Below are 22510 nucleotides of genomic sequence, written 5' to 3'. Positions count from 1 at the left end.
ATAGTATTGATAAAGTAGAAAAGCATGGTGGAATATTTGCATATTAATCAGCCAGGGTTATGCCATGAGTGAAACGATACAGAAGAGCGATATTGAGAAACTGGTGGGTCTTGCCATCGCAGAGGATATCGGCGGCGGAGACATTACGTCGCAGGCAATTTTTAATAAAGGTGACATTGCTTACGGTATCATAGCTTCCAAGGATGTGGGCATCTTTTGCGGCTCTGATGTGGCCCGGATCGTATATGAAATCATTGATCCCAAGGTGTCGGTGACGCCTCTGGTGCGGGATGGGGATACAATCCGAAAAAATGATAGGGTCATGACGGTGGCAGGTCCGACGATCAGCGTTCTCTCCGGCGAAAGGATCGTGCTTAATTTTATCCAGCGCATGACCGCCATAGCAACGCGCACAGCGAAGGTTGTTTCGACGTTGACCGGCACGAACATACAGCTCCTGGATACCAGGAAGACCTTGCCGGGCTTCCGGAAACTCGATAAATACGCGGTTAAAAGCGGGGGCGGCGTCAACCATCGCATGGGTCTCTATGATATGGTCATGATAAAGGATAATCACATCAGAGCGGCCGGGAGCATAGAAAGGGCCGTGCAGCTGGTCCGTGAGCACTATGGGTCCCAATACACGGTTGAAGTTGAGACAGAAAGCCTGGAAGATGTTGCTGAGGCAGTGGCATCCGGAACTGATATTATCATGCTCGACAACATGGATGGAGCCACGATGAAGGCGGCTGTTGAACTGATCGGCAAGAAAGCAAGGATAGAGGTTTCCGGCAACATGACAGAGGATCGTATTAAAGAAATTTCCGGACTTGATGTTGATTATATTTCCATGGGATCCCTCACTCATTCGGTGCAGGCCTTTGATCTTTCAATGGATTTTGAATGATACCAGTATCATCAACACCAAAATGAAAATTCTTTATCAATATTGCAGGCAATCCGAATATCGATCATAGGGCTTAGGAGTTCGGATATTGTGTGTTCGGCGAGGTCCGGTCCTCAAGGGGATGGAGGTGTTCACTACTATATGGCAGATTTAAACAAAATCAATCGGGATCTATCAGGACGTTCCTGTTATTCCGGTTTTTATCTTGTCTATCAAAAGAGAATGAACGGGTTCTTTGAAGGGGGAAACAGGTCCCGGTGGCAGGGAATATAGGTTAATTGTTATCTCCGGTCTGTTATTTCCCGATGATATTCACATAGCCGGTATAGCTTGCCCGTATGGGGATTTCTTTTCGTGACCTTGTTGCCGCACCGGATGCATAAGCCGTCATTTCGTCTTTTGTTGTACAGCCGCATATAGCGCTCGGTTCCAGATGATTTGTACTTGCTAATCTGAATTCTTAATCCCTTGAAGAGATAATTACCTATGGAGGTTTCCGAGCCCTTCTGCAGTTCCCGATAAACAGATGTTAAATCTTTTACGTTGATTTTTTTTGGATCCATATAACATGTACCTATGAAAGATAATACTGTTAAACGCCGTGTTAGTCAATAAATTCTGGTGGGAAAATCATTTCAATAAATAAAAAAATTAAATTTTTTTGGGAAGATACTGAAGAGGGTTTTCAGGCTTTCCCGCCTGATCAATTTGGAAATGAATCTTTTTTTCAGCTGCATTGATCTTGCCTATGGCATTACCGGCAGGTACTGAATCACCGATGCTGACCATGATAATGTCTAAGTTTGAATAAACCGTGGAAAACCGTCCGGGATGACTGATGACAATATAATTGCCAAAACCTCTCATTCTTCCAATTTTTTTCACTGTTCCCGGAGCAGAGGAATGTACAGTTGCACCTGGTTTGCCGGTTATAATGATACCGATAGACTTGACTCCATTTAAGCCATCATGTCGATAATCGATGACACTTTTTATCGGCCATTGAAAGAACGGCCTTTCAGACGGTTTTTTTTTATCTGTACAGGATAACATCTGTTTTTCTAACGGAACGGATAATGACTGTTTAACAGGTATTTTCAACACCATTCCCTTTTTGAGAATGCTTAAAGGGGTTATGCGATTCATGGATCGCAGTGATGAAATGGAAATTTGATTTTTTCTGGCAATGGCGGTCAGGGTGTCGCCTTTACGAATTGTATAGGTGATATAATGTTTTTTCTTTGGATTATAACTCGGGCATTGCCTGCAGGAACGTGAAGAACGAGTGTTCGGGGCACGCTGTTTATCTCGTAATATCGTGGGTTTGCTATGGTCGTAACGATCCCTGTCAGCACGATAATTCTCATATGAGTCATATGTCACATTGTTATGAGAATGGTATTCGTCTGTTTTGTAATTTATTCTCACTTCAGATTGAGAATAAATAGTGCATGGAAAAATGAAAATGCAGAATAATGCAGCAATGGATATCTGCAGAATAACATCCCTGTTAGACACGGTAAACATCCTTTTTCCCGTACTGCCCGAAAGGGCAAAGTTGTCTTATTCTATATATCGGCAAGTGTCATTCAGTAATTTAGCATTTTTCACTACCCATAGTTTGAAATATAACTAACAAGACTGGTTTTTGGATTAGTCTGGAAAGAATGCCCCATTTTCAATTTGTCCGGTGATCATTTGCGACATAATTTGCTCAAAATTCATTGCGAAGTTGTATCTTCATGATATATCATCATTCAATCATTTATGATTTTTCACTGTATTAATAAATGAATAGTGCCTGAAAAAGGCTTGTTATTTTTGTTTGTGATATTTTATGATGTCAGTCTGCTTTAAGAACGATAGAAATCACAGCAGTAAATGGTGAACTATCAACACTGACAAGTAATCGGGTGCGGTGATGAGCTGTAAGGTAATCATGGGGACGCAGTGGGGCGATGAGGGAAAAGCCAAGATGATCGATTATTACACCAGGGATAGCGATATCATCGTGCGCTATCAGGGTGGCGCCAATGCCGGTCATACGGTCGTCGTGCAGGATAAAAAGTATATCTTTCATCTTGTTCCGTCGGGAATCCTTCATAAAGACAAGCAATGTGTCGTCGGCAACGGGGTTGTCGTTGATCCCCTCCAGCTCATCAATGAGATTGAATCGCTTGAGCAGGAAGGCTATGATGTCAGGAAACGCCTGCTCATATCCGATGCGGCCCATCTCATCCTGCCCTATCACAAAGCCTATGATGAGGCAATGGAGGAGTTTCGGTCCAAGAAGATCGGAACGACCGTGCGGGGTATCGGACCGAGCTACTCCGACAAATGCCTCCGCATCGGCATCCGGGCCGGTGATGTTTTTGATATGAAGCTCCTTAGAGACAAGGTGGCCAATGTGCTGAAGCTGAAAAACCTTCAGCTCGAACGAATATTTAAGAAGCAGACATTTACCGTCGAAGAAGTAATGGATATATTGAAAAAATTCAAAAAAGAATGCGGCGACATGATCGTCAATACGCAGCACTATCTCCATTCTTCGGCGCAAAAAGGCAAGCGTATCCTCCTGGAAGGCGCCCAGGGATACGCCCTTGACATAGACCATGGAACCTATCCCTACGTCACATCGTCGAATCCGACCATCGGGGGCGCGCTGATGGGAACCGGGCTCAATGCGTTCAATATAGACCAGGTTATCGGGATCATGAAGGCCTATGTCACCAGGGTCGGCGAAGGGCCTTTTCCGACAGAAGCCATCGGTGAAGATGGCGACCGCATGAGGGTCAATGGGTCTGAATTCGGATCCACAACCGGAAGACCCCGGCGCTGCGGATGGTTCGATGTCCAGCTGGTAAGGGAAACGGCCCTCATCAATGGTCTGACCAGCATTGCGATGACAAAGCTTGATGTGCTGAGCGGTTTTAAAAAGATAAAGGTGGCTGTCAATTATACGATGGATGGGAAAAAAATTAATTATTTTCCCGTTACGAATCTTCAAAAAGCCAGGCCGGTGTATAAGGAACTTGAAGGATGGAATACGGACATATCCGGCTGCAGAAAAAAGGCAGACCTGCCGCTTAATGCGCGCAAGTACATAGATTTTATCGAGTCTCAAATCGGCGTAAAAATATCTATCATATCGGTTGGACCTGGCCGGCATAGCACCTTCAAAAACAAGTGACAATTACCCCTGTACCTGTTTGAAGATTTCAGTGACAACAGAAATTGCATGGATCAAATTGATAATATCTAATTCCTGGTGTGATAGTAATCGCGTAGGTTTGGCAGTTTTTTTTAGAAAACTGTTTAATTATTATTGACAGTTACAGGGCATTTCAGTATCAGGTATTTTTACATTTTGAGACGCTAGCTCAGTCGGTAGAGCAACTGCCTTTTAAGCAGTGGGTCCCGAGTTCAATTCTCGGGCGTCTCAATATTTCATATACTGTTTCCTATGTCCCCGTCGTCTAGTGGTCTAGGACACCGGGTTTTCATCCCGGCAACAGGGGTTCGATCCCCCTCGGGGATGCATCATAAAAAAGGTGATTCTTTTAAGAATTGCCTTTTTTATTTCAAGACAAAATGCCTTGCCACAACCAGTGGGGATACGTATAATTGTATCGCAAGATTTGATGAGGGCCTATTGATTATTGATTTATTGTTCGTTATCTTTGTTAAGAGATATGGAGAAAAAGTGTAATTGCAGTAGGCATCAATTATTTGAAATGCGGAAATAAAGATGAGAAAGCTTGCCAGAAATGATCTCTGCTGGTGCGGAAGTGGCAAAAAATATAAAAAGTGCCACCTTGATTCAGATATTAAAAGCGGAGTTGTATCGAAGGAATCACTCCAGCTTCCGCCGGGCGTGATAATTAAAACTGAAAAACAGATAGCGGGCATAAGAAAAAGCAGCCGACTCACGAAGGAAATCCTGGACATGGTAGCCGATCGGATTCAGCCAGGCATAACAACCAACACCATTAATGAATGGGTCCATGACTATACGATCAGACACGGCGCTATTCCGGCTCCTCTTAACTACAATGGGTTCCCAAAAAGCGTTTGCGTTTCAATCAACAACGTTATCTGTCACGGCATTCCGGATGAGACGGTGCTCAAGGACGGTGATATCGTCAATGTGGATGTGACGACAATTCTGGACGGATATTTCGGCGATGCCGGAAGAATGTTCATAATCGGCGATGGATCTGAGGATGCCCGGCGTCTGGTCAATGTCGCCAGAGAGTGCCTGTACATCGGCATCGATCAGGTTAAGCCCTATCAGGACCTGGGGGAAATAGGGTATGCCATCGAGCAGCACGCTGTTAAGAATGGTTTTTCGGTCGTTCGGGACTACGGCGGTCACGGGATAGGCCTGAAATTCCACGAGGAACCCCACGTGCATCATTATGGAAGCAGGAAACGGGGGGTGGTGATGCAGCCCGGCATGGTGTTTACGATTGAGCCTATGATCAACCAGGGCAGATATGAGACCAGGCTCATGGCGGATTCATGGACCGCGGTGACCATTGATGGAAAGCTATCAGCCCAGTGGGAACACACGGTTTTGGTGACGGAAACAGGGTCGGAGATACTGACTGAATGATAAGGCGGTGGAACTATGAATGACTATTTCGAGATCCAGCCTGGGAAACTGAATGAAAATGTATTTTCGCTGCTGGGGAATGATTGGATGCTCATCACTGCCGGTACCGTGGACGCATTCAATACCATGACCGCGTCGTGGGGCGGCATGGGTGTGCTCTGGAATAAAAACGTGTGCTATATCGTCGTCCGGCCTCAGAGATATACCTACACATTCCTGGAAAAAAATAAAATTTTTACACTCTCCTTTTTTCATGAAAAATATCGGGATGTTCTCAAATATTGCGGAGCGAAATCAGGAAGGGACGTCAATAAGCCGGCTGAGACGGGCATCACGTCTCTTCAGACAGCCAATGGGGCTGTATATTTCTCGGAAGCCCGCCTGGTTATTGAATGTAAAATAATTTACTTCCAGGATATTGACCCGAAAAATTTTATTGATCCTTCTATAGCCGAGAATTATCCTAACCAGGATTATCACCGAATGTACATCGGCGAGATACTCTCGGTACGAATTAAATAAATCCTCTACAATCCGGATCGTGGATATCAGCCTGATGGAACAGAAGTGTATTTCTGACGACTGCATCTTTGAAGAGCAGACAGACTATAGACGCGATCTCGGTCTTGTCGAGTCCATTTCAATTGTCATAGGACGCATCATCGGGTCAGGGATTTTCAGGACTCCCGGACCGATTATGGCCCTGGTTTCATGCACCTCCCTCTTTGCCCTGGTCTGGATCATCGGGGGCATAGTGACGATATTTCATGCCGTGTGCTATGCCGAGCTGGTGGCCATGATGCCCCGATCCGGGGGTCCCTATGTATATCTCAAGGCAGCCTATGGCCCGGTGTGGGCGTTCCTGCGTGGCTGGGCGATGTTTTTTGTGTCTGAAACAGGAGCAATAGCCGCCGTGGCCCTGGTGTTCGCCGAGTATCTGAATGAAATATGGAAGATTCTGTTTCATGTGCCCTACGGCCATGTTACTGAGATCTTAATTGCCCTGTCGATCATCTGGATCCTGACTGCCATCAACCTCTTCGGGGTGTTTGTGAGCGGCGTTTTTCAAAATATTTTCAGCGCCGTGAAGATCACGGCAATCTGCGTCATAATCGGCGTTTCCTTCACGACCAGCGGAAGCATCGGACATTTCACGTCACCGTTTCTGCCAGAAGGCTTTTCGTGGGCCACGGTGCTGGCCGTCGGGGCGGCGCTGCGGCTTTCATTTTTCGCCTTCAGCGGGTGGGAGGGTGCCACCTATATCGCGGAGGAAGTGAAAAATCCCAGAAGAAACCTTCCACTGTCGCTTTTACTGGGCATTGCCGGCGTCATGGTCCTCTTTCTCGGAACCAATGCAGCCTATATCTATCAGCTTCCGGTCAGGGTCATCGCCGAAACCCATGGCATAGCCGCGGAGGCCATGAAGGCGGCCCTCGGCGGGGCCGGGGGCATCCTGATCTCCCTTGCGGTCATGGCGTCGACCTTCGGCAATGTGAGCACCCAGATCCTGTGCAAGGCGAGGACCTGGCAGGCCATGGCGCGGGATGACCTGTTCTTCACAAAGCTCGGCATACTCCATGAGCGGTACCGGACGCCCAATAATTCGCTGCTGGCACAGGCCGCGTGGGCGTCGGTTATACTTCTCGGGATGCTTTCCGTGTATCTCCTGTTTGACATCCGGTCCAGCGCGTCCTACGAAACGATCATCGCCTTCTTTTCAGCAACGGGGACCATTTTTAATATCATGACCATTTATTCTCTGGTCATATTCAGGAAGAAATATCCCGATGCGCTGCGGCCCTATAAAGCGTGGCTTTATCCGTACAGCATCTTTGCCGTGCTCCTGCTTCTGCTGCTCTATCTAGTCGTAACCCTGATAACCGCCCCGGTGCCTTCTCTTCTTGGCCTGATCCTGATGTCCACGGGACTTGTGTACTACCGCTGGAAGACGAAGGCGCTAAAAAAAATCAGCGGATAATTAGGGATAGTACTGCTTTAAATATGATATTAACAGTTGTAAAAATACATTGAACAACAAGGAACGGACGATGAAAAACTATGTCTATGTCCTGTTTATTCTGGCATTCATGGTCATATCGTGCAATAAAAAAGAATACCAGGAAATGAATGTATACCCGATGCAGAAGGAGACAGTGGCCGCGCAGGGTAGCGATTCGTTTATCGTAATCCAGGTTGAGATCCCCAGCCGAAGCCATATCTATGGCAACCCGAAGGGCCCGGGGACAGGCAAACCAACGGAGGTATTTGTCACGGCGCCAAAGAATATCGCGTTCGGAAAGGCCCGTTTTCTGAAACCGAACAAATACTTTTTCCCGGGAGAAAAAGATTATGTTTGGGGATATGAGCATGAAACAAAGATATTCCTGCCCTTTAAAGTTGCTGAAAATGCTACAACAGGAAACCATGAAATTTCAGTGGTGTTTGACTCTCTGCTCTGCAGCGATACCGGGAGCGGCGGTGCCTCATTCTGTGTTCCTAAAATCTATAATTTTAAATCTTTGATTCAGGTAGTACCCAAAGGCATGACCGGCACTGCCTATGGACGGGTGATTCTTGAGGAATACGGAAAATCATCAGAGCCGGCGCAAGACGGTTCAAAGATACATCGGACCGAGAACGGAACTGCTGCAATACAAACATCTTTGCCGACTGATCTAAAATTCTCACCCCGGTATATGGAGCGGACAGTGACGGGGCTGTTCCAGGCTATTCTGTTCGGCATCATTGCCGGTTTGTTGCTTAATATCATGCCTTGCGTACTGCCGGTAGTGAGTCTGAAGGTCATGGGCTTCATCCAGCACGCTGGGAAGAGCAGGAAAGAACTATTTCTGCTGGGCCTCCTCTTTTCACTGGGGATCATCGCCAGTTTCGCCGTGCTGGCGGCCCTGGCTGCGTTTTTTGGATACCAGTGGGGTGGCCTGTTCCAATACCGGGCATTTCTGGTAGCCATGACGGGCATTGTATTCGCCCTTGCCCTTTCGCTCTTCGGCGTCTTTACGATCAATATTCCCTCTTTTGCGGGCAGAACGGCCCATCGTGAGGGCAACCAGTATGGAGACGCGTTCCTGAAGGGGCTCCTCGCAACACTTCTGGCAACGCCATGCAGCGGCCCTTTTCTCGGAGGAACACTGGCCTGGACATTGACTCAGCCGCCAGGCGTCATTTTTCTTATATTCATATCCATAGGCGCGGGGATGGCCCTTCCCTATCTGATTCTCACCATCAATCCCGTTTTTCTGAAGTATATCCCGAAGCCCGGGGAATGGCTTGTCACCTTTGAAAAGGTGATGGCTTTTTTCCTTGTCTTTACCGTCATCTATCTGATCGGCATCCTTGACAGCGCGTCAATTATGCCGATGATAGCGTTCCTTGGTTTCATTGCCTTTGGATTCTGGCAGTATGGGAAATATGGCTCTCCGGTACAATCGCGACTGAAAAGGTTGATTTCCATCATCGCGTTGATTGGAATAATCGTGACAGGGTATCTTGTTTCTTTTGAATATTTGTACAGTGCGAAAAAAGAAAATACTTTATCGAAGAATCAGTTCAGTGTTGAACGATTTCTCGGTAACAGGGAATCGGGAAAAATATCGGTTATAGAATTCACCGCTGATTGGTGTCCCAACTGCAAGCTTGTGGAAAAGGCGACTCTGCAGAATGACAGGGTCGTTTCGGCCCTGCGGGATCTTTCCGTTGATTTCATGGTAGCGGACATAACCGGGAAGAATGGTGACGCGGAGAAGCTGATGCAGCTTTTTAAAAGCCAGGCGATTCCGCTTCTGGCCGTTGTTCCCCCGGGAGAGGCTTTTACCAGGCCCATCATACTCAGGGATATTTATTCCAAGGATGATGTTTTAAAGGCGTTACATTCTGCCCGTAGTGACAAGAATAATCTGTTTAAGTATCAAGTGGATATTCAGGGCCTTAAATAACTTCGAAAAAGCCTGTTCATAGCCATGACCTCGGGGTCGGGTCTGTATGTTATCGCTTTTCAAGAAGAGTGATTACGGCGCTTTGAGCCATTTCTGCATGCTTTGTTTTGTCAAGGATATCGGAATGTTTTATAGCAAGCTCTTTGATCATTTTTTCATTATTGTATGAAACGAGTCTAAGCTCTTTAATATTCTTTTTTTTGCAATAACCGATTTTACAAAATTTGCAGTTTGATATGACAATGCGCATGTTCTTATAGGGGAGCTTATTTTCATAAAGCCATTTTTCAGTCTGGCGCAACAGGACGTCATAGAAATTTTTAATATATTCGTCCATGTTGTCGTCTGAAAGATTCTTTGAATAAACAATTTCAACAAGTGACCCATTGTTTTCATATTTCTTGATAATCTCGGAAATTGGCATACCATAATGGGTAATGCCCTCAAGGGCTTCAAGGTTCTTAATTTCAGCCGGGCTTTTTACGTCAGCTGAGAAAATAGCCGCTGAAGAAAAGATTACAAATGAACTTAAGATCAGAATTTTTTTCATGTTTACAATCCACTCATTATGTCGTTTCATTATCAATCGATACATTGCTGATGGAATATCACTGCAATGCGCGGTGCCCTATATCCTTCCTGTAATAGGCACCATCAAAGGAAATAGCATTAATCATGCGATACACCCTGTCATTTGCTTCTTTGAGGGTCCTTCCCAGGGCCGTAATATTGAGAACGCGGCCTCCATTGGTATAATATGCGCCATTATCGAATTTAGTGCCGGCGTGAAAGACAATGATGTTCTCGTACGCTTTATCAAGGCCTGAAATAGGCTTCCCTTTTTCATAGGCGCCGGGATATCCACCGGAGGATATGACAACGGTTATGGCATGCATCGGCTTGAATGAAAGGGATGCGGATCCAAGGGTGCCGTTCACTGCAGCTCCAATGAAGTCACCCAGCTTACCCTCCATCAGAGGAATGATTACCTGTGCCTCCGGATCGCCAAGACGAACATTGAACTCGAGGACTTTTATGTCATCCCCCTTGACAATGACTCCGGCGTAAAGGATGCCCTTGAAGGGGATGCCCTCCTCTCTCATGGCGTCGATCGTTTTCTGGAGGATGTGGTCACGCACAAAGTCAAGACGTTCAGGGGTCATGACCGGTGCCGGCGCGTAGGCGCCCATGCCGCCGGTGTTGGGGCCTTTGTCGCCGTCGTACACGCGCTTGTGGTCCTGGGCGGCCACAAAGGGAACGATGTGGGTCCCGTCCGAGATGCACAGGACCGAAGCTTCTTCGCCTTCTATATAATCTTCAACGAATACCCGCGCATCTTCACTGACCGTGGCGTTGATGAACTCCATGGCTTCACCGCGATTCTCCGGAATACCGACGCCCTTACCGGCGGCAAGGCCGTCCAGCTTAATCACGACAGGGTATTGAATGTCCTGCTCAATGTATGAAAGGAGCTCTTTTTTTCCATTGAATTCATGGTGTTGCGCAGTGGGTATCTCATATTTCTTCATGATATACTTGGCAAAAAGCTTGCTTCCTTCAAGCATGGCAGCCTTCCGGGTCGGGCCGAATGCAGGTATCTTTTTGTCATTGAGGTAATCGACAATGCCATCCACCAGGGGTGCTTCGGGACCGACAATGACCATGTCGATCTTTTTATTAATGCAGAGGCGTTCAATAGAGGGAAAATCATGTATGGATAGATCGACGCAGAAGGCCGGGTCTATGCCGCCATTTCCAGGAGCAACGTACACTTCTTTGGCACTGCCGTCATGGAGGAGGCGCCATGAGATGGTGTGTTCTCTGCCGCCGGAACCAATAACCAGATATTTCATAGTATCTCCCACTAATAAATGTGCTGGATGACTATATCATGAATAATTACAGATACATAGTAGAAGAATAATATCCGTGTCAACGAATTATGCTCAATGATCGCCAATAAAATCTCCTGCTGGTATAACGGATATAGTAATATTGAATAGTATCGAATTGCTTTTTTTCTTGAAACATAGGTGTTATTTCTTGACTCGTATGGTGTTATAATACTATAAACATGATCAATGGCAATTAGAGTGCATAACATTATCTTGTTCATCGTTGCCCTGGCCTGTGCCGGGCTTTCTGTTTTTCATTCAACTGACGCATTGTCCCAAAAAAAAGATGGCCACGTCCTTCGGGGCATGATCTATAATGCGGCAACAAAGAAACCGGTCGGTACTGGAACGGTTTTCATAATTGAGCTTAAAACAAAAGCCGCCTGCGATACCAACGGCATGTACCGCATCGCGGTGCCGAAAGCGGGATCCTATACCGTATTCGTGCGTTCGGAGGGGCTAAAGGTTTCCAAATCGACGGTTTACATAGAAAATGACACGATAAAAAATTTCCCCCTGGAAAGCGTTGCCGTCAAAGGCGAGGGACTCACCATAACCGGGAGGCGGGACCTGCAGACCGTTTCGCGTCATTCCATGACGCTGAAACAAATAAAGGAGGTGCCGGCTTCCTTCGGTGATTCAATCAACGCAATTGCGTCCCTGCCGGGCGTTATCAGGACCGGTGGCGATTTCTTCGGGCCCGTGGTGATACGGGGCGGTAATTATCGCGGCGTCAGGTATCTTGTGGATGAGATACCCATATACAATGCCCTGCACTATGGCGGACTTCATTCGGTCATCAATACCAATATGATCGATGAGATAGACCTTTTTTCATCGGCATATCCCGCGGAATTCGGAGCGGCCACGTCTGCCGTGATCAGCATGAACACCATTGATGAGGTGAAGGAATTCGGCGGCTACACGGACCTTTCCCTCCTGTCGGCGGCCGCACTGATCCAGGTGCCGATCCACAGGAATGAAACGGACGGAGTATCCCTCGGTTCTCCAGAGGAGGATCAGAAGAAAGCCAAAAATGCCGGATACATCATAGCGTCGGGCAGGATCAGTTATGTCGATCTCATCATATTGCCGCTGATCGGGCTGGTCTCGGGTGAAAACATAAATATTGTGCCACGGTACTGGGATTACCAGTTCAAGGCAAAATATAGTTTTAACAGCGCCCATTCCCTCACTCTTTTCGCCATGGGAAGCAGTGACACCTTGAAATATTTGAATGAAAAAAAGATTAAAAACGATGGTTCAGATCCGCTATTAGCCGGCCTTTCCGTCAATACCGACCAGATGTCCCATGGTCAGAGTCTCAGTTATGCATATCAGCCATCGGAACGGTTCAAGAACAAGTTCACCTTTTACTCTTCGTTGCGCCAGAATTCCATAGCGATAACAATTCCCGCGCCGGGGGTCAACCTTGCACAGCAAAGAATAAGAATCAAGTCAAAACCCTATGTCTTCGGCTTAACCGACAAGTTCAAGGTCGTTGCCGTAAAAAAATACCTGGAAATACGGGGAGGAATCGAGTACAACCTCTACGATTTTTCAGCAAGCGGAGCCAGGCCGAAATCGACAGGTGGGGGTTTTACCTCAGACCTGTCAAATAATAACGATGTAATAATGGTTTTGAACAATACCATCCTCAATCATGCCATAGGATGGTATGGAGAGATCAAATTCACTTACGGTGGTTTTACCTTTATTCCTGGCTATCGAAGCGATTATCTTCAGAAATCCGGATGGATAACATGGGATCCACGGGGAATGATCAGTTACGAATTTCCGACCAATACAATTATTTCCGTGGCGGGAGGAAAATACAGCTCATTCTTTCAGACAACACCAGATTTTTTCGATTCCAACCCGCAGTATTCTAAGGCAGGCAGGTACGGCAAACCTGAATGGGCTATTCACCGCGTTGCCGGGTTGGAACAGACCATCGGTCTTTTCAAAATTAAAGTTGATGGTTTCTGGAATGATTTTCATGATCTTGCCCAGGAATATGTCCATATCGGACCGGACGGTAGCATACGGCAGACCATGAGCACGGGAAGAATCCGCGCCTACGGCGGGGAAATAATGCTGAAAAAAGACAGGAAAGAGGGGGAAAACGGCATCTTTGGATGGATAAGCTACGCTTATACACGATCAAGGTTCAAATCCGGGCTTCCCAACTATCCTGGGGTTTACGGGGTGCTCCTGACAAGCACGGGCACGGTGCCGACCACCCTTAGCGATGTTTTCTTGAACAAGGTGGGCGATTACTGGGGCAATCACTGGATCAATTACGATTATGAGCAGAATCACAGCCTCAAGGTCATTCTCGGCTATGGCCACGGAAAACATGCCATTACGGGAAAATTCATGCTCTACACGTCAACTCCCTATACTCCCATAGTTGCATCGGTGCAGGATGCTGATTATGATCTACGTTTCGCACCGGTATATGGCAAACCAAATTCTCGCAATTTCCCCATCTATCATCGCCTTGATCTGAGATACAGCAACACGACGAATTACTCATGGGGATATGTGAGCTGGTACATTGAAATTATCAATGCCTACAACAACAGGCCGAAGGTGGTGCAAAGGTGGGATTACCGTGTGCCGTATCTTGGAACATCCAGGAACCCGAAGATAACCTCGTTTGGCACTTCCATTGCGTTCATCCCCAATTTTGGCGTTGAAGCAAAATTTTAAAAAAGGAGAATATGATGATACGCCGCGGTAGAAAAAGGGTAGCATTCATTTCCCTGATGATGGCTTTGCTGATGCAATGGGCATGCATAACCAGCCCCGTAACGCTGACGTCATCATCTACACCGGTCCATGACAAGAAAATAAACATGAATTACGGTCCGGTTCAGGGCTCGCACCGGGTGTGGTCGGTATTCGGTCTGTGGATGGTAGGTAGGCCCGATATAGACTTGGCCATTCAGGATGCTTTGAAACAAAAAGGGGGAGATGCCCTCATCAACGTCAGCTGTTATCAAAAAACATCCTGGTTCTTTTTTGTTTCTATGCACAAGGTCGTGGTTGAAGGTGAGGCTGTATCCTTTGATAAGGGCGCCCCGGACAAGGACAAGGGGAGACAGTCGATAAAGGCTAAAAAGGTGAATGTGACGGAAGAAAAAAATGTGGATAAAAAGAAATAAGCTGCGCTGCTTCATCTTAATGATTCGGCCCATCGTAGCGATAGTACTGTGTCTCTCGATCAGCAGCGGGTGCCTGTACAAGGGAATCAGGGTCGCCGGTTTAGAACCCCAGGCAAAGACAATGGAAAGCATACGGTATCGCGTTCTCGGCGAAGCCGAGGGTACGAGCAGCAGTTTTAACCTGCTATGGATTATTCCCGTCACACCGCGAATTGATTATGACAGGGCCGTCGGTGACGCTATTAATAATCTCCGCGGCGATAATCTTATCAATGTTCGAACATGGTTTGAGCGCCAGGTCTGGATAATCGGAATGGTAGAGATACTTCATGTGAAAGGTACGGTAATTCAATACGAAAGATAGAGCTAATGTTATCAGTGAAATGGATACGCTTTATCTTTTTCTTGGACCCGCCATTAAAGTTCCTGCCGTGTAATTACAGATCAGTATTAATCGATTAACGAATATAATTATTTTGAATATTTTTAGAATAGACTTCTAAATAGGTAATAAAAAGAGCAATGCGATTGCAGTTATTACCATCGCAACTAAAAAAAGAGCCTGTCTCATATCAATGACCATAATTTTTTTAATAAAAAAGGAATCTCGGACATTCATATTGATGTATTCCTTGGATAATGAAGAATAATCCGCCCGTGCGGGAGGTTAAAAACCTAAAAAAATATTTGTTTTTAATATTTTTCTCGGCTCGAATTATTATTCCCTGTCAATTTCCACCTCTTTTAAATACAATAAATTAGATATTTATTATATAGCATGATTCAATCCTTATGTCCCTAAACCGGGAATAAGAAGAGTAATGCTATAGCAGTGAGAACCATTGCAACAAGGACAATTGCTTTTCTCATTTCATACCCCCATTTGACACTTAAATAATAATCCGCCCGTGCGGGATGTTTTATGTGTGTTTTTTTTGAAACAAAAAAAATTTTATATCTTTTAAAAAGTATTAATGTTTAATTTATGATACTTAATATTAAAACAATAATTTATGCAATAATAATTTTTAAAAAAATCAATTTTATTATTACAATCTGGACATTGCCCAATTTAATATTCACTCAGTGATGTTATATTTTACAGTATGCAGAAAAACAGCAAATTGCACTTGGCAGGAATTTTTCAGGAAACTGGTATAATTAATGAAATATTTTGAGAAGGTTATGCAATGAAAAAAATAATGATAGTTATAACATGCATTATGGGTTTAATCATTCTCACAACATCGAGTTTTTCCGGCAACGATCAGATCAATAAGGGAGATTGCACTTTCAATGGAATTAAACTATACGGTAAAGTTAAAGTCGTTGCCAGTTTTCCTGACATAAAGGTAAAGGTTGTATCCAGTTTTCCTGATTTGAATGTACAAACAGTAAATTCTTTCCCGGATAAATGCGGCAAATGGCAGTTTGTAACGTCATTTCCCGATTATACAGTACAATACGTAGAATCATTCCAAGACATTAAAATCAAATTTGTTAATTCATTTCCAGGCGTAGAATAAGAGCCTCCGAAATCATCAAGACCCACGATAGTAACTGAATGATTTTGTAATGGACATTGTTGTTAAGTTTTCTCCAATAGGTTCATATTTCAAACCTTACAAAAAATTACCAATGGAATTTCTAACCACACGCCGCGTTACAGAGCGATATTCGAAGCAGAGAATCGACCGGTTTTTATCAAAGGAATATGGATATTTAAGCCGGACAGAATGGCAGAAAGAGATAGGACGGGGCAAACTGTCATGCAATGGCGAGATAATCATCGGCTATGACAGAAAAATCAAAACAGGCGACCTGATCGCCTATGCAGGAAGGGATGCGGCTGAACCGGATGTTGATGCCAATTACACGATTTTATATGAAGATGAGCACCTTCTGGCTGTGAATAAGCCGGGCAACCTCCCGGTGCATCCAGCCGGCATATTCTATCATAATACTCTTCTTTCAATCCTTCAGAAACAATATCGGCACAAGCTGTATCTCCTTCACAGGCTGGATCGGGAAACGTCTGGTGTGATAATCCTTGCGAAGGATGCCTCTGTCGCTTCCGAAATCAGTAAAGCCTTCAGTACCGTGGAAAAGTCCTATTTAGCTTTCGTGCAGGGTGTCCCTGAGAGGGATGTCTTTATGACAGAAGTGCCCATTGGGTTCGATACAGGATCTGGCATTGAGCATAAGCGGATCGCCCATACTGATGCCGGAGAAAGGGCATGCACCATCTTCATAAGAATTGCGTCTTTTAATGGATTCAGTCTGCTGAAGGCGGTGCCTCTGACCGGGAGACAGCATCAGATACGGGTCCATCTCAAATACGAGGGGTACCCCATCGTTGGTGACAAATTGTACGGGTTAGATGAAGCCGTTTTTAATGAATTTTTAAAAAATGGTCCCACGGAAGAAATTGAACAAAGGGTGGGATTCCGCAGGTCGGCCCTTCATTCCCGGTCCCTCACCCTCTGGCATCCGGTCATGCGTAAAAAGATCCGCGTCAAGGCGCCTCTTCGGGATGACATGAGGGAATTGATCAACATGAAGTGGGGCTGCTATGTCTGAACCGGTAATTCCAGCCAAGGCAAAACTGTTTATCGGCATCCTTTTTTCCACGGAGGACGTTCTATACGCAGTGGAGAAGCACCTCCTCAAGAAATTCGGCGACATCGATTACCGTACGAAAAACATTCCCTTCGTGCATACCAAGTATTACAGCGACATGGGATCGGCGCAGTACAAGGCTCTTCTTTCATTCCGCAAACTCATACGCCGCGAGGATATCGTTGAGATTAAGCTCTACACCAACAGGCTCGAAAAGCGGTTCTCCGAGAATAAAATAAGGAAAGTGAACATTGATCCCGGTTATCTGACCCTTTCAAACGTGTACCTGGCGACCTGCAAGGATTTTTTTCACAGGACCTATTTGCGGAAAGGAGTATTCCTTGAAAATGAATACCGGTACGTGGCCAAGCGCTATCAACCGTGGGACTGGACTTACCCTGATTATCAGAAACCGGAGTATCTTTTTTTCTTCCATGAAGTGCGGCGAATGTACCACAACCAGCTTCGAGGCTAAGCCTACACATCCACCACAATGGTGGCGCTATAACCGGATTCGTCCCCAATGACGCTGAGATGGTGCATGGTTGCAGCTTTAATATCGACGGTGAAGATATGCCGTGATCGGTTTATGGTCTCTCCCCGTGCCACGCATGAAAGGCTGTACCCGTTATCGGAATGAATGATCTCCAGACTTTCGGGAAGAAGCAGAAGATTCTCGGCATCCTTGTAAAAAATGAATTCAGATAAAAAATCAAAATAGAGAATGTCAAGGTCAGGGGCGTCGCAGGAGAAACTGACAGATAACGTTTTAAGGACTGCAGCAGGGTCTTTCAGCATGATGGAAATCAGGGCTTCTGCCCCTGCGGTGAAGAGACTGGTATAATCAATCCCCCTGACACGAAAGGCTATATCCGCACTGCTTATGCCCTCTATAAGTTCATAGGCCATAGGTCATCCCTTGATATTGCCCAGGGGAAGCAGCTTGGCCACAGCATTGCTGAGGCCGCCACGCTCGGTTGCGTTGATGACTTCATCGACATCCTTGTAGGCGCCGCCCGCCTCTTCCGCGAGGCCGGGGAAAGACGATGTGAGAATATATATCCCCTGTTCTTCAAGCTGTCTCTGGAGGTCCCTGCCGTTGAAGGAGCTTTTTGCCTGGTGCCGCGACATGACACGGCCGCTTCCATGGCAGGTAGAATAAAAAGCGTCAGCGCCGGTTGGAACGCCTGCTAAAAGATACGAACCTGTCTCCATGCTTCCGCCTATCAGCACCGGCTGACCGGTGTGTCGGTACCGGTCCGGGATCCCATCCATCCCGGGAGCGAAGGCGCGGGTTGCTCCCTTGCGGTGAATCAGTACTTCTTTTTCCTTTCCGTCTATGACATGACGCTCCAGCTTTGCCGTGTTGTGGCATACGTCGTAGACCAGCCTGAGGCCAAGGTCCTCCGGGGATTTTTTAAAGATATCGCAAAAGACCGATTTTACCGAATGCATCATCATCTGGCGGTTCAGAAAGGCATAGTTGATGGCGCAGTTCATGGCCTTGTAATAGTTCTGCCCGTCATCGGAGTAGAAGGGGGCACAGGCCAGCTCCCGGTCCGGCATGGCGAGGCCGTACCGGGGGCCCATGACGGACAGGAATCGTTTCAGGTAATCCGTCGCGATCTGGTGGCCGAAACCGCGGCTGCCGGAATGGATCATGACCATGATCTGATCGTCCCGGGTGATGCCGAACTGTTCGGCGCAGGGGCGGTTAAAAACGTTTTCCTTCCGGGCCACCTGCAATTCCAGGTAGTGGTTGCCGGAGCCAAGGCTTCCGACCTGGTTCTTCCCCCGCGCCCTGGCTCGGTCGGACACGGCTTTCGGGTCAGCTCCCTTCATGGAGCCGTTCTCCTCGATAAAATCAAGATCAGCGGGAGAGCCGTACCCATTCCGGACAGCCCAGGGGGCCCCCATGATCATTGCTTCGTCAAAGTCATCAGGTTTCAGCCGAATCATACCGTCGGAGCCGACTCCGGATGGGACCCGGTTGAAGAGGGCCTGCACCAGCGTTTTAAGATGGGGTTTTATCTCGGCAAGGGTAAGGGATGTGGCCATGAGCCTCACCCCGCAGTTGATGTCAAAGCCTATGCCTCCCGGCGAGATGACTCCCCTATCAGGGTCTATGGCTGCTACGCCGCCTATGGGAAACCCATAGCCTGAATGGCCGTCTGGCATGCAGAGGGCGTGCTTGATGATTCCCGGGAGGAGACACACATTGGTAATCTGGTCAAGGACCGCATTGTCCATGTTTTCGATGAGCTTCATGGTAGCGTATATGCGAGCCGGGACCCTCATCCCCGGTTTATAATCGGCCGGAATTTCGTATAGAAAATCGTTAATTTTTTTAAGGGGTGCTGTATTCATCGTTAATAGATTGATCCATACTCATACCATAATGAAGGCAAGGGTATGAGGAATTATTCAATTTCATCTGCCAGCTGTCTCACTGCTGTCAGGTATTCCTTAAGGCCGTACATGAAAATCGTATTGTGGTTTGCCTCTTTTATGGTCACCATATGCTTATGCTCCGCCGGAGATGAATCATAAAGAGTGAGGCCATCGCTATAGGGAATGATATGGTCTTTTTCAGCATGGATTATGAGGGTAGGCTTTCTGAACTGTTTTATTTTGTAGCTGTTGCGAAAACCCTCCTCTTCATGAAGTCCCAGGCGGTCAGGATCGATGCCTAGAATCCGAAGGAGGGGAATGGCATAGGCAAAGCCGCTATCAATGATGAGGCCGTCTATGACATTCTGGCGGGTTGAGGCAAGCTCCAGTGCAGAGGCGCTGCCCAGGGACCGTCCCATGATAATAAGCTTCCCCTGAAAGCCGTTATCCTTAAGCCACTGGAGCATATAATCAAAGATGGCATGGCAGTCCTTCATCATGGACGATACGCTGGGGTTGCCCCCAGATCTGCCATAGCCCCGGTAATCGACCGGGATGAAGTTAATGCCAAGATTGACATAGAGTGGGCCCAGATCGTCGTAGTCGATGACAATCTCTCCGTTGCCGTGAAAAAATAGAATGGAGGGATTCTTTTTCCCGGCGATGAATATCTTGCCGCCGATCGTAATGTCAGGCTCAACGGGGATGGTAAGCTCTGAAATGTTATCCCCAGACAGGGATCTGGTCTCTTCCGGCCTGGGATAAAAAAGAAATGATGCAATGGCCGGGTGATCGAATCTGGAATAATCGGACATGACGGGCCTCCACATTTGATTAAGTTAACCATGGTGGTTGCAATAAAGTCAATTCATAATAGATGTCGTTCGATATTCATCTGAAATTTTGTTCTTGCAATTATTAGATGTGTTTCTTTAGTCGATATTGTAGTATTATTCATTAACCATCAGGGGATATATTGGATACTGAGATTTAGCACGGAGCGAAAAGCTATTTCATTATACAAATATATATAAAAGGAGGAGCATCATGGCCATAGCGGATCACATCAGGGAATCCATGCAAAAGTCTTCATGGATACGGAAGATGTTCGAAGAGGGGATAAAGCTGAAGGCTCAGTTTGGCGAGGATAATGTCTTTGACTTCAGTCTCGGAAATCCCGATCTGGATCCGCCGGCGAAGTTTTTTGATGTATTCAAGGACTTTGCGCAAAAGCCCGTTAAAGGCGCCCATGGTTATATGCCAAACGCGGGATACCCGTCCGTGCGCAAGGCAATCGCCGCGATGGTCTCCTCGGAACAGGGGATTGAAATACCGGCAGACAATATCATAATGACCTGCGGCGCAGCCGGAGGTCTCAACACGGTCCTGAAAACGATCCTGAATCCCGGAGACGATGTGGTTGTCTCCAAGCCGTATTTCGTGGAGTACAATTTTTATATCACCAATCACAACGGCGTGACCAGGCTGGCGGAGAGCAATCCTGATTTTTCGCTGAATATAGAGAATATCCGGAAGGCGATTACAGCCAAAACAAAGGCGGTCCTTATAAATTCGCCCAACAACCCCACGGGAAGGGTATATCCGGAGCAACAGATAAAAGACCTGTCCGTTATGCTGGAGGATTTCCGAAAAAAAGGACAGACCATATACCTCCTTTCCGACGAGCCATACCGGGAGATCATCTATGATAATGTGAATGTGCCCAGTATACTCTCCTCATATTCCCAGTCGATCGTGGTGAATTCCTATTCCAAGTCACTCTCCATACCGGGCGAGCGAATCGGGTTTATCGCGGCGAATCCCACCTGCGATGCCATTGAAGAGCTCATGGCCGGCATGATACTGTGCAACCGGATCCTCGGCTACGTGAATGCCCCGGCCCTGATGCAGCGCATCGTGGCTCAGTTGACCGATGTCACGGTGGATATTACGCCGTACCGTAAAAGAAGGGATTTGCTGGCGGATGGATTGAAAAGCGCCGGCTATTCATTCCCGATGCCGGAGGGGGCCTTTTACATATACTGCAAATCGCCTCTTGCCGATGACGTTGCCTTCATACAGCACCTGCAGAAGTTCAATGTTCTGGCGGTACCCGGGAGCGGTTTCGGCGGCCCGGGTTACTTCAGGATGGCCTATTGCGTGCCGGAGGATGTCATAAAAAGATCGATCCCGAAATTCAAGGAAGCAATGGATAAGCTGGGTTAATCCTTAACTTTTCCTTTCAATCGATCTATATTGGCAGCAATGACGGAATTTTTTTCATCAAGGGCCCTGGCTTTCTTGTAATATTCCAGGGCGTCCTTTTGTTTCCCGAGCTTTTCGTAGCTCATGCCCAGGTTATTCACTATTTCAGCTGACCGGGGCTTGACCGCGTAGGCCGCCGAAAAGGCGGTGTTCGCCTCGCTGTATTTTTTCAGCTTCATCAGGGTAATTCCCAGGGCATTGTATGAATAGTAGAGATCCGGATTGAGCGAATTGGCTTTTTCGAACATTTCCTTGGCTTTCCAAAAATTCTCCCTCTTTAACGATGCGATACCCATGACGTAAAAGATCATGGGCGATCTTTCTACTTCCATACCCCGGCGGGCCGTGGCTTCGGCCTCGACATATTTTTTCATCTCGATCTGCAGCAATGCCAGGTCGATATAGGGATCCACCTTGTTTTTCTTGATGGCTATACAGCGGGTGAAATGATCAATGGCTGACTTGGAATTGCCAAGCTTCCAGTGGTTATGGGCCGCCAGGAACCTGAGGTTGTAGTTCGGTGAATCAGGTTTTGCGTCATTGGCGGTCTCCAGCTCATCCGCAATCATTTTCAACGAGTTGGCGTAATCCTTTTTTTCAAAAAGCTTCAACGCCTCCTTGTATGAGGCAAAAAGGGATGTTCCGGTGAACAGGAGCAAGGCTACAAGAACCGATATTTTTTTCATTTTTCACCC

At 46.7% G+C, this 22510-nt stretch carries 21 protein-coding genes and 2 tRNA genes; 15 read left to right on the top strand and 8 right to left on the bottom strand.

The annotated features are described in order from the left end of the window. The first annotated feature begins 64 nt into the window (after positions 1–64). Entirely contained in the window at positions 65–907 is an 843-nt protein-coding gene (nadC, locus tag KA369_02365) for a carboxylating nicotinate-nucleotide diphosphorylase (protein MBP7734795.1), read from the top strand. 281 nt (positions 908–1188) lie between these two features. On the opposite strand, the gene KA369_02360 is transcribed toward nadC, so the two are convergent. After that, entirely contained in the window at positions 1189–1470 is a 282-nt protein-coding gene (locus tag KA369_02360; protein MBP7734794.1) for a hypothetical protein, read from the bottom strand. Between the two features lie 88 nt (positions 1471–1558). Then, positions 1559–2425, bottom strand: coding sequence for a peptidoglycan DD-metalloendopeptidase family protein (locus KA369_02355; GenBank protein ID MBP7734793.1), 867 nt, complete (start codon positions 2423–2425; stop codon positions 1559–1561). 403 nt (positions 2426–2828) lie between these two features. On the opposite strand from KA369_02355, the gene KA369_02350 reads away from it, so the two are divergent. From KA369_02350 to KA369_02320, 7 genes are all read left to right on the top strand, one after another. Continuing rightward, positions 2829–4097, top strand: a complete 1269-nt coding sequence (locus tag KA369_02350; GenBank protein MBP7734792.1) for an adenylosuccinate synthase — start codon at positions 2829–2831, stop codon at positions 4095–4097. A 179-nt stretch (positions 4098–4276) separates the two neighbouring features. Beyond that, positions 4277–4349: transfer RNA gene (locus KA369_02345), tRNA-Lys, on the top strand. Between the two features lie 23 nt (positions 4350–4372). Beyond that, positions 4373–4445, top strand: a tRNA-Glu gene (locus KA369_02340). Between the two features lie 210 nt (positions 4446–4655). Further along, positions 4656–5522: a type I methionyl aminopeptidase gene (map, locus tag KA369_02335; GenBank protein ID MBP7734791.1), complete on the top strand. Its 867-nt coding sequence runs from the start codon at positions 4656–4658 to the stop codon at positions 5520–5522. 15 nt (positions 5523–5537) lie between these two features. Beyond that, a complete protein-coding gene (locus KA369_02330) occupies positions 5538–6044 on the top strand; it encodes a flavin reductase family protein (GenBank protein ID MBP7734790.1) in 507 nt (168 codons plus the stop codon). A gap of 34 nt (positions 6045–6078) precedes the next feature. Further along, positions 6079–7500: an amino acid permease gene (locus tag KA369_02325; GenBank protein MBP7734789.1), complete on the top strand. Its 1422-nt coding sequence runs from the start codon at positions 6079–6081 to the stop codon at positions 7498–7500. Positions 7501–7570: 70 nt separating this feature from the next. Further along, positions 7571–9475, top strand: coding sequence for a thioredoxin family protein (locus KA369_02320; GenBank protein ID MBP7734788.1), 1905 nt, complete (start codon positions 7571–7573; stop codon positions 9473–9475). 49 nt (positions 9476–9524) lie between these two features. Here the strand turns inward: KA369_02320 and KA369_02315 are convergent, their stop codons facing one another. Beyond that, on the bottom strand, positions 9525–10025 hold the full coding sequence (locus KA369_02315) for a hypothetical protein (protein MBP7734787.1): 501 nt from the start codon (positions 10023–10025) through the stop codon (positions 9525–9527). 58 nt (positions 10026–10083) lie between these two features. Further along, positions 10084–11328 (bottom strand): phosphoribosylamine--glycine ligase, encoded by a 1245-nt coding sequence (gene purD, locus KA369_02310; protein MBP7734786.1) that lies wholly within the window; start codon positions 11326–11328, stop codon positions 10084–10086. Positions 11329–11676: 348 nt separating this feature from the next. Between purD and KA369_02305 the strand changes: the two genes are divergently transcribed. The 6 genes from KA369_02305 to KA369_02280 all read left to right on the top strand — a co-directional run bounded on the left by KA369_02305 (position 11677) and on the right by KA369_02280 (position 17634). Next, positions 11677–14085, top strand: coding sequence for a TonB-dependent receptor plug domain-containing protein (locus KA369_02305; protein ID MBP7734785.1), 2409 nt, complete (start codon positions 11677–11679; stop codon positions 14083–14085). Between the two features lie 11 nt (positions 14086–14096). Continuing rightward, positions 14097–14540, top strand: a complete 444-nt coding sequence (locus tag KA369_02300; protein ID MBP7734784.1) for a hypothetical protein — start codon at positions 14097–14099, stop codon at positions 14538–14540. Further along, entirely contained in the window at positions 14521–14904 is a 384-nt protein-coding gene (locus KA369_02295; protein MBP7734783.1) for a hypothetical protein, read from the top strand. The genes KA369_02300 and KA369_02295 overlap by 20 nt, the downstream gene beginning before the upstream one ends. A gap of 826 nt (positions 14905–15730) precedes the next feature. After that, entirely contained in the window at positions 15731–16066 is a 336-nt protein-coding gene (locus KA369_02290; protein ID MBP7734782.1) for a hypothetical protein, read from the top strand. A 49-nt stretch (positions 16067–16115) separates the two neighbouring features. Then, entirely contained in the window at positions 16116–17120 is a 1005-nt protein-coding gene (locus tag KA369_02285; protein ID MBP7734781.1) for an RluA family pseudouridine synthase, read from the top strand. After that, positions 17113–17634, top strand: a complete 522-nt coding sequence (locus KA369_02280) for a DUF4416 family protein (protein ID MBP7734780.1) — start codon at positions 17113–17115, stop codon at positions 17632–17634. Before KA369_02285 ends, KA369_02280 begins: the two co-directional genes overlap by 8 nt. Positions 17635–17636: 2 nt before the next feature. On the opposite strand, the gene KA369_02275 is transcribed toward KA369_02280, so the two are convergent. Genes KA369_02275 through KA369_02265 form a run of 3 tightly spaced genes read right to left on the bottom strand, consistent with a single transcriptional unit; the run spans position 17637 to position 20380 of the window. Next, complete coding sequence (locus KA369_02275) at positions 17637–18068, bottom strand: archease (protein ID MBP7734779.1); 432 nt, start codon at positions 18066–18068, stop codon at positions 17637–17639. Positions 18069–18071: 3 nt separating this feature from the next. Next, a complete protein-coding gene (locus KA369_02270; protein MBP7734778.1) occupies positions 18072–19526 on the bottom strand; it encodes an RtcB family protein in 1455 nt (484 codons plus the stop codon). Positions 19527–19579: 53 nt separating this feature from the next. Beyond that, complete coding sequence (locus tag KA369_02265; GenBank protein ID MBP7734777.1) at positions 19580–20380, bottom strand: alpha/beta hydrolase; 801 nt, start codon at positions 20378–20380, stop codon at positions 19580–19582. A 217-nt stretch (positions 20381–20597) separates the two neighbouring features. Between KA369_02265 and KA369_02260 the strand changes: the two genes are divergently transcribed. After that, positions 20598–21776 (top strand): pyridoxal phosphate-dependent aminotransferase, encoded by a 1179-nt coding sequence (locus tag KA369_02260; GenBank protein MBP7734776.1) that lies wholly within the window; start codon positions 20598–20600, stop codon positions 21774–21776. On the opposite strand, the gene KA369_02255 is transcribed toward KA369_02260, so the two are convergent. After that, positions 21773–22501, bottom strand: coding sequence for a tetratricopeptide repeat protein (locus KA369_02255; protein ID MBP7734775.1), 729 nt, complete (start codon positions 22499–22501; stop codon positions 21773–21775). The two genes, KA369_02260 and KA369_02255, sit on opposite strands and share 4 nt — an antisense overlap. Positions 22502–22510: the final 9 nt, after the last annotated feature.

The sequence above is a fragment of the Spirochaetota bacterium genome, from assembly GCA_017999915.1.
GTDB lineage: Bacteria > Spirochaetota > UBA4802 > UBA4802 > UBA5550 > RBG-16-49-21.
Note: the sequence above shows the minus strand (reverse complement) of the source record. Positions and strands in the feature narration are given on the sequence as shown.

Bases quoted from the DNA above. Each gene is read 5' to 3' on its own strand.
- KA369_02295 (MBP7734783.1), top strand. From the start codon at position 14,521: ATGTGGATAAAAAGAAATAAGCTGCGCTGCTTCATCTTAATGATTCGG.
- KA369_02290 (MBP7734782.1), top strand. From the start codon at position 15,731: ATGAAAAAAATAATGATAGTTATAACATGCATTATGGGTTTAATCATT.
- KA369_02305 (MBP7734785.1), top strand. From the start codon at position 11,677: ATGATCTATAATGCGGCAACAAAGAAACCGGTCGGTACTGGAACGGTT.
- purD (MBP7734786.1), bottom strand. From the start codon at position 11,328: ATGAAATATCTGGTTATTGGTTCCGGCGGCAGAGAACACACCATCTCA.
- KA369_02275 (MBP7734779.1), bottom strand. From the start codon at position 18,068: ATGGCCTATGAACTTATAGAGGGCATAAGCAGTGCGGATATAGCCTTT.
- KA369_02350 (MBP7734792.1), top strand. From the start codon at position 2,829: ATGAGCTGTAAGGTAATCATGGGGACGCAGTGGGGCGATGAGGGAAAA.
- KA369_02255 (MBP7734775.1), bottom strand. From the start codon at position 22,501: ATGAAAAAAATATCGGTTCTTGTAGCCTTGCTCCTGTTCACCGGAACA.
- nadC (MBP7734795.1), top strand. From the start codon at position 65: ATGAGTGAAACGATACAGAAGAGCGATATTGAGAAACTGGTGGGTCTT.
- KA369_02285 (MBP7734781.1), top strand. From the start codon at position 16,116: ATGGACATTGTTGTTAAGTTTTCTCCAATAGGTTCATATTTCAAACCT.
- map (MBP7734791.1), top strand. From the start codon at position 4,656: ATGAGAAAGCTTGCCAGAAATGATCTCTGCTGGTGCGGAAGTGGCAAA.
- KA369_02265 (MBP7734777.1), bottom strand. From the start codon at position 20,380: ATGTGGAGGCCCGTCATGTCCGATTATTCCAGATTCGATCACCCGGCC.
- KA369_02360 (MBP7734794.1), bottom strand. From the start codon at position 1,470: ATGGATCCAAAAAAAATCAACGTAAAAGATTTAACATCTGTTTATCGG.
- KA369_02260 (MBP7734776.1), top strand. From the start codon at position 20,598: ATGGCCATAGCGGATCACATCAGGGAATCCATGCAAAAGTCTTCATGG.
- KA369_02280 (MBP7734780.1), top strand. From the start codon at position 17,113: ATGTCTGAACCGGTAATTCCAGCCAAGGCAAAACTGTTTATCGGCATC.
- KA369_02320 (MBP7734788.1), top strand. From the start codon at position 7,571: ATGAAAAACTATGTCTATGTCCTGTTTATTCTGGCATTCATGGTCATA.
- KA369_02330 (MBP7734790.1), top strand. From the start codon at position 5,538: ATGAATGACTATTTCGAGATCCAGCCTGGGAAACTGAATGAAAATGTA.
- KA369_02270 (MBP7734778.1), bottom strand. From the start codon at position 19,526: ATGAATACAGCACCCCTTAAAAAAATTAACGATTTTCTATACGAAATT.
- KA369_02300 (MBP7734784.1), top strand. From the start codon at position 14,097: ATGATGATACGCCGCGGTAGAAAAAGGGTAGCATTCATTTCCCTGATG.
- KA369_02325 (MBP7734789.1), top strand. From the start codon at position 6,079: ATGGAACAGAAGTGTATTTCTGACGACTGCATCTTTGAAGAGCAGACA.
- KA369_02315 (MBP7734787.1), bottom strand. From the start codon at position 10,025: ATGAAAAAAATTCTGATCTTAAGTTCATTTGTAATCTTTTCTTCAGCG.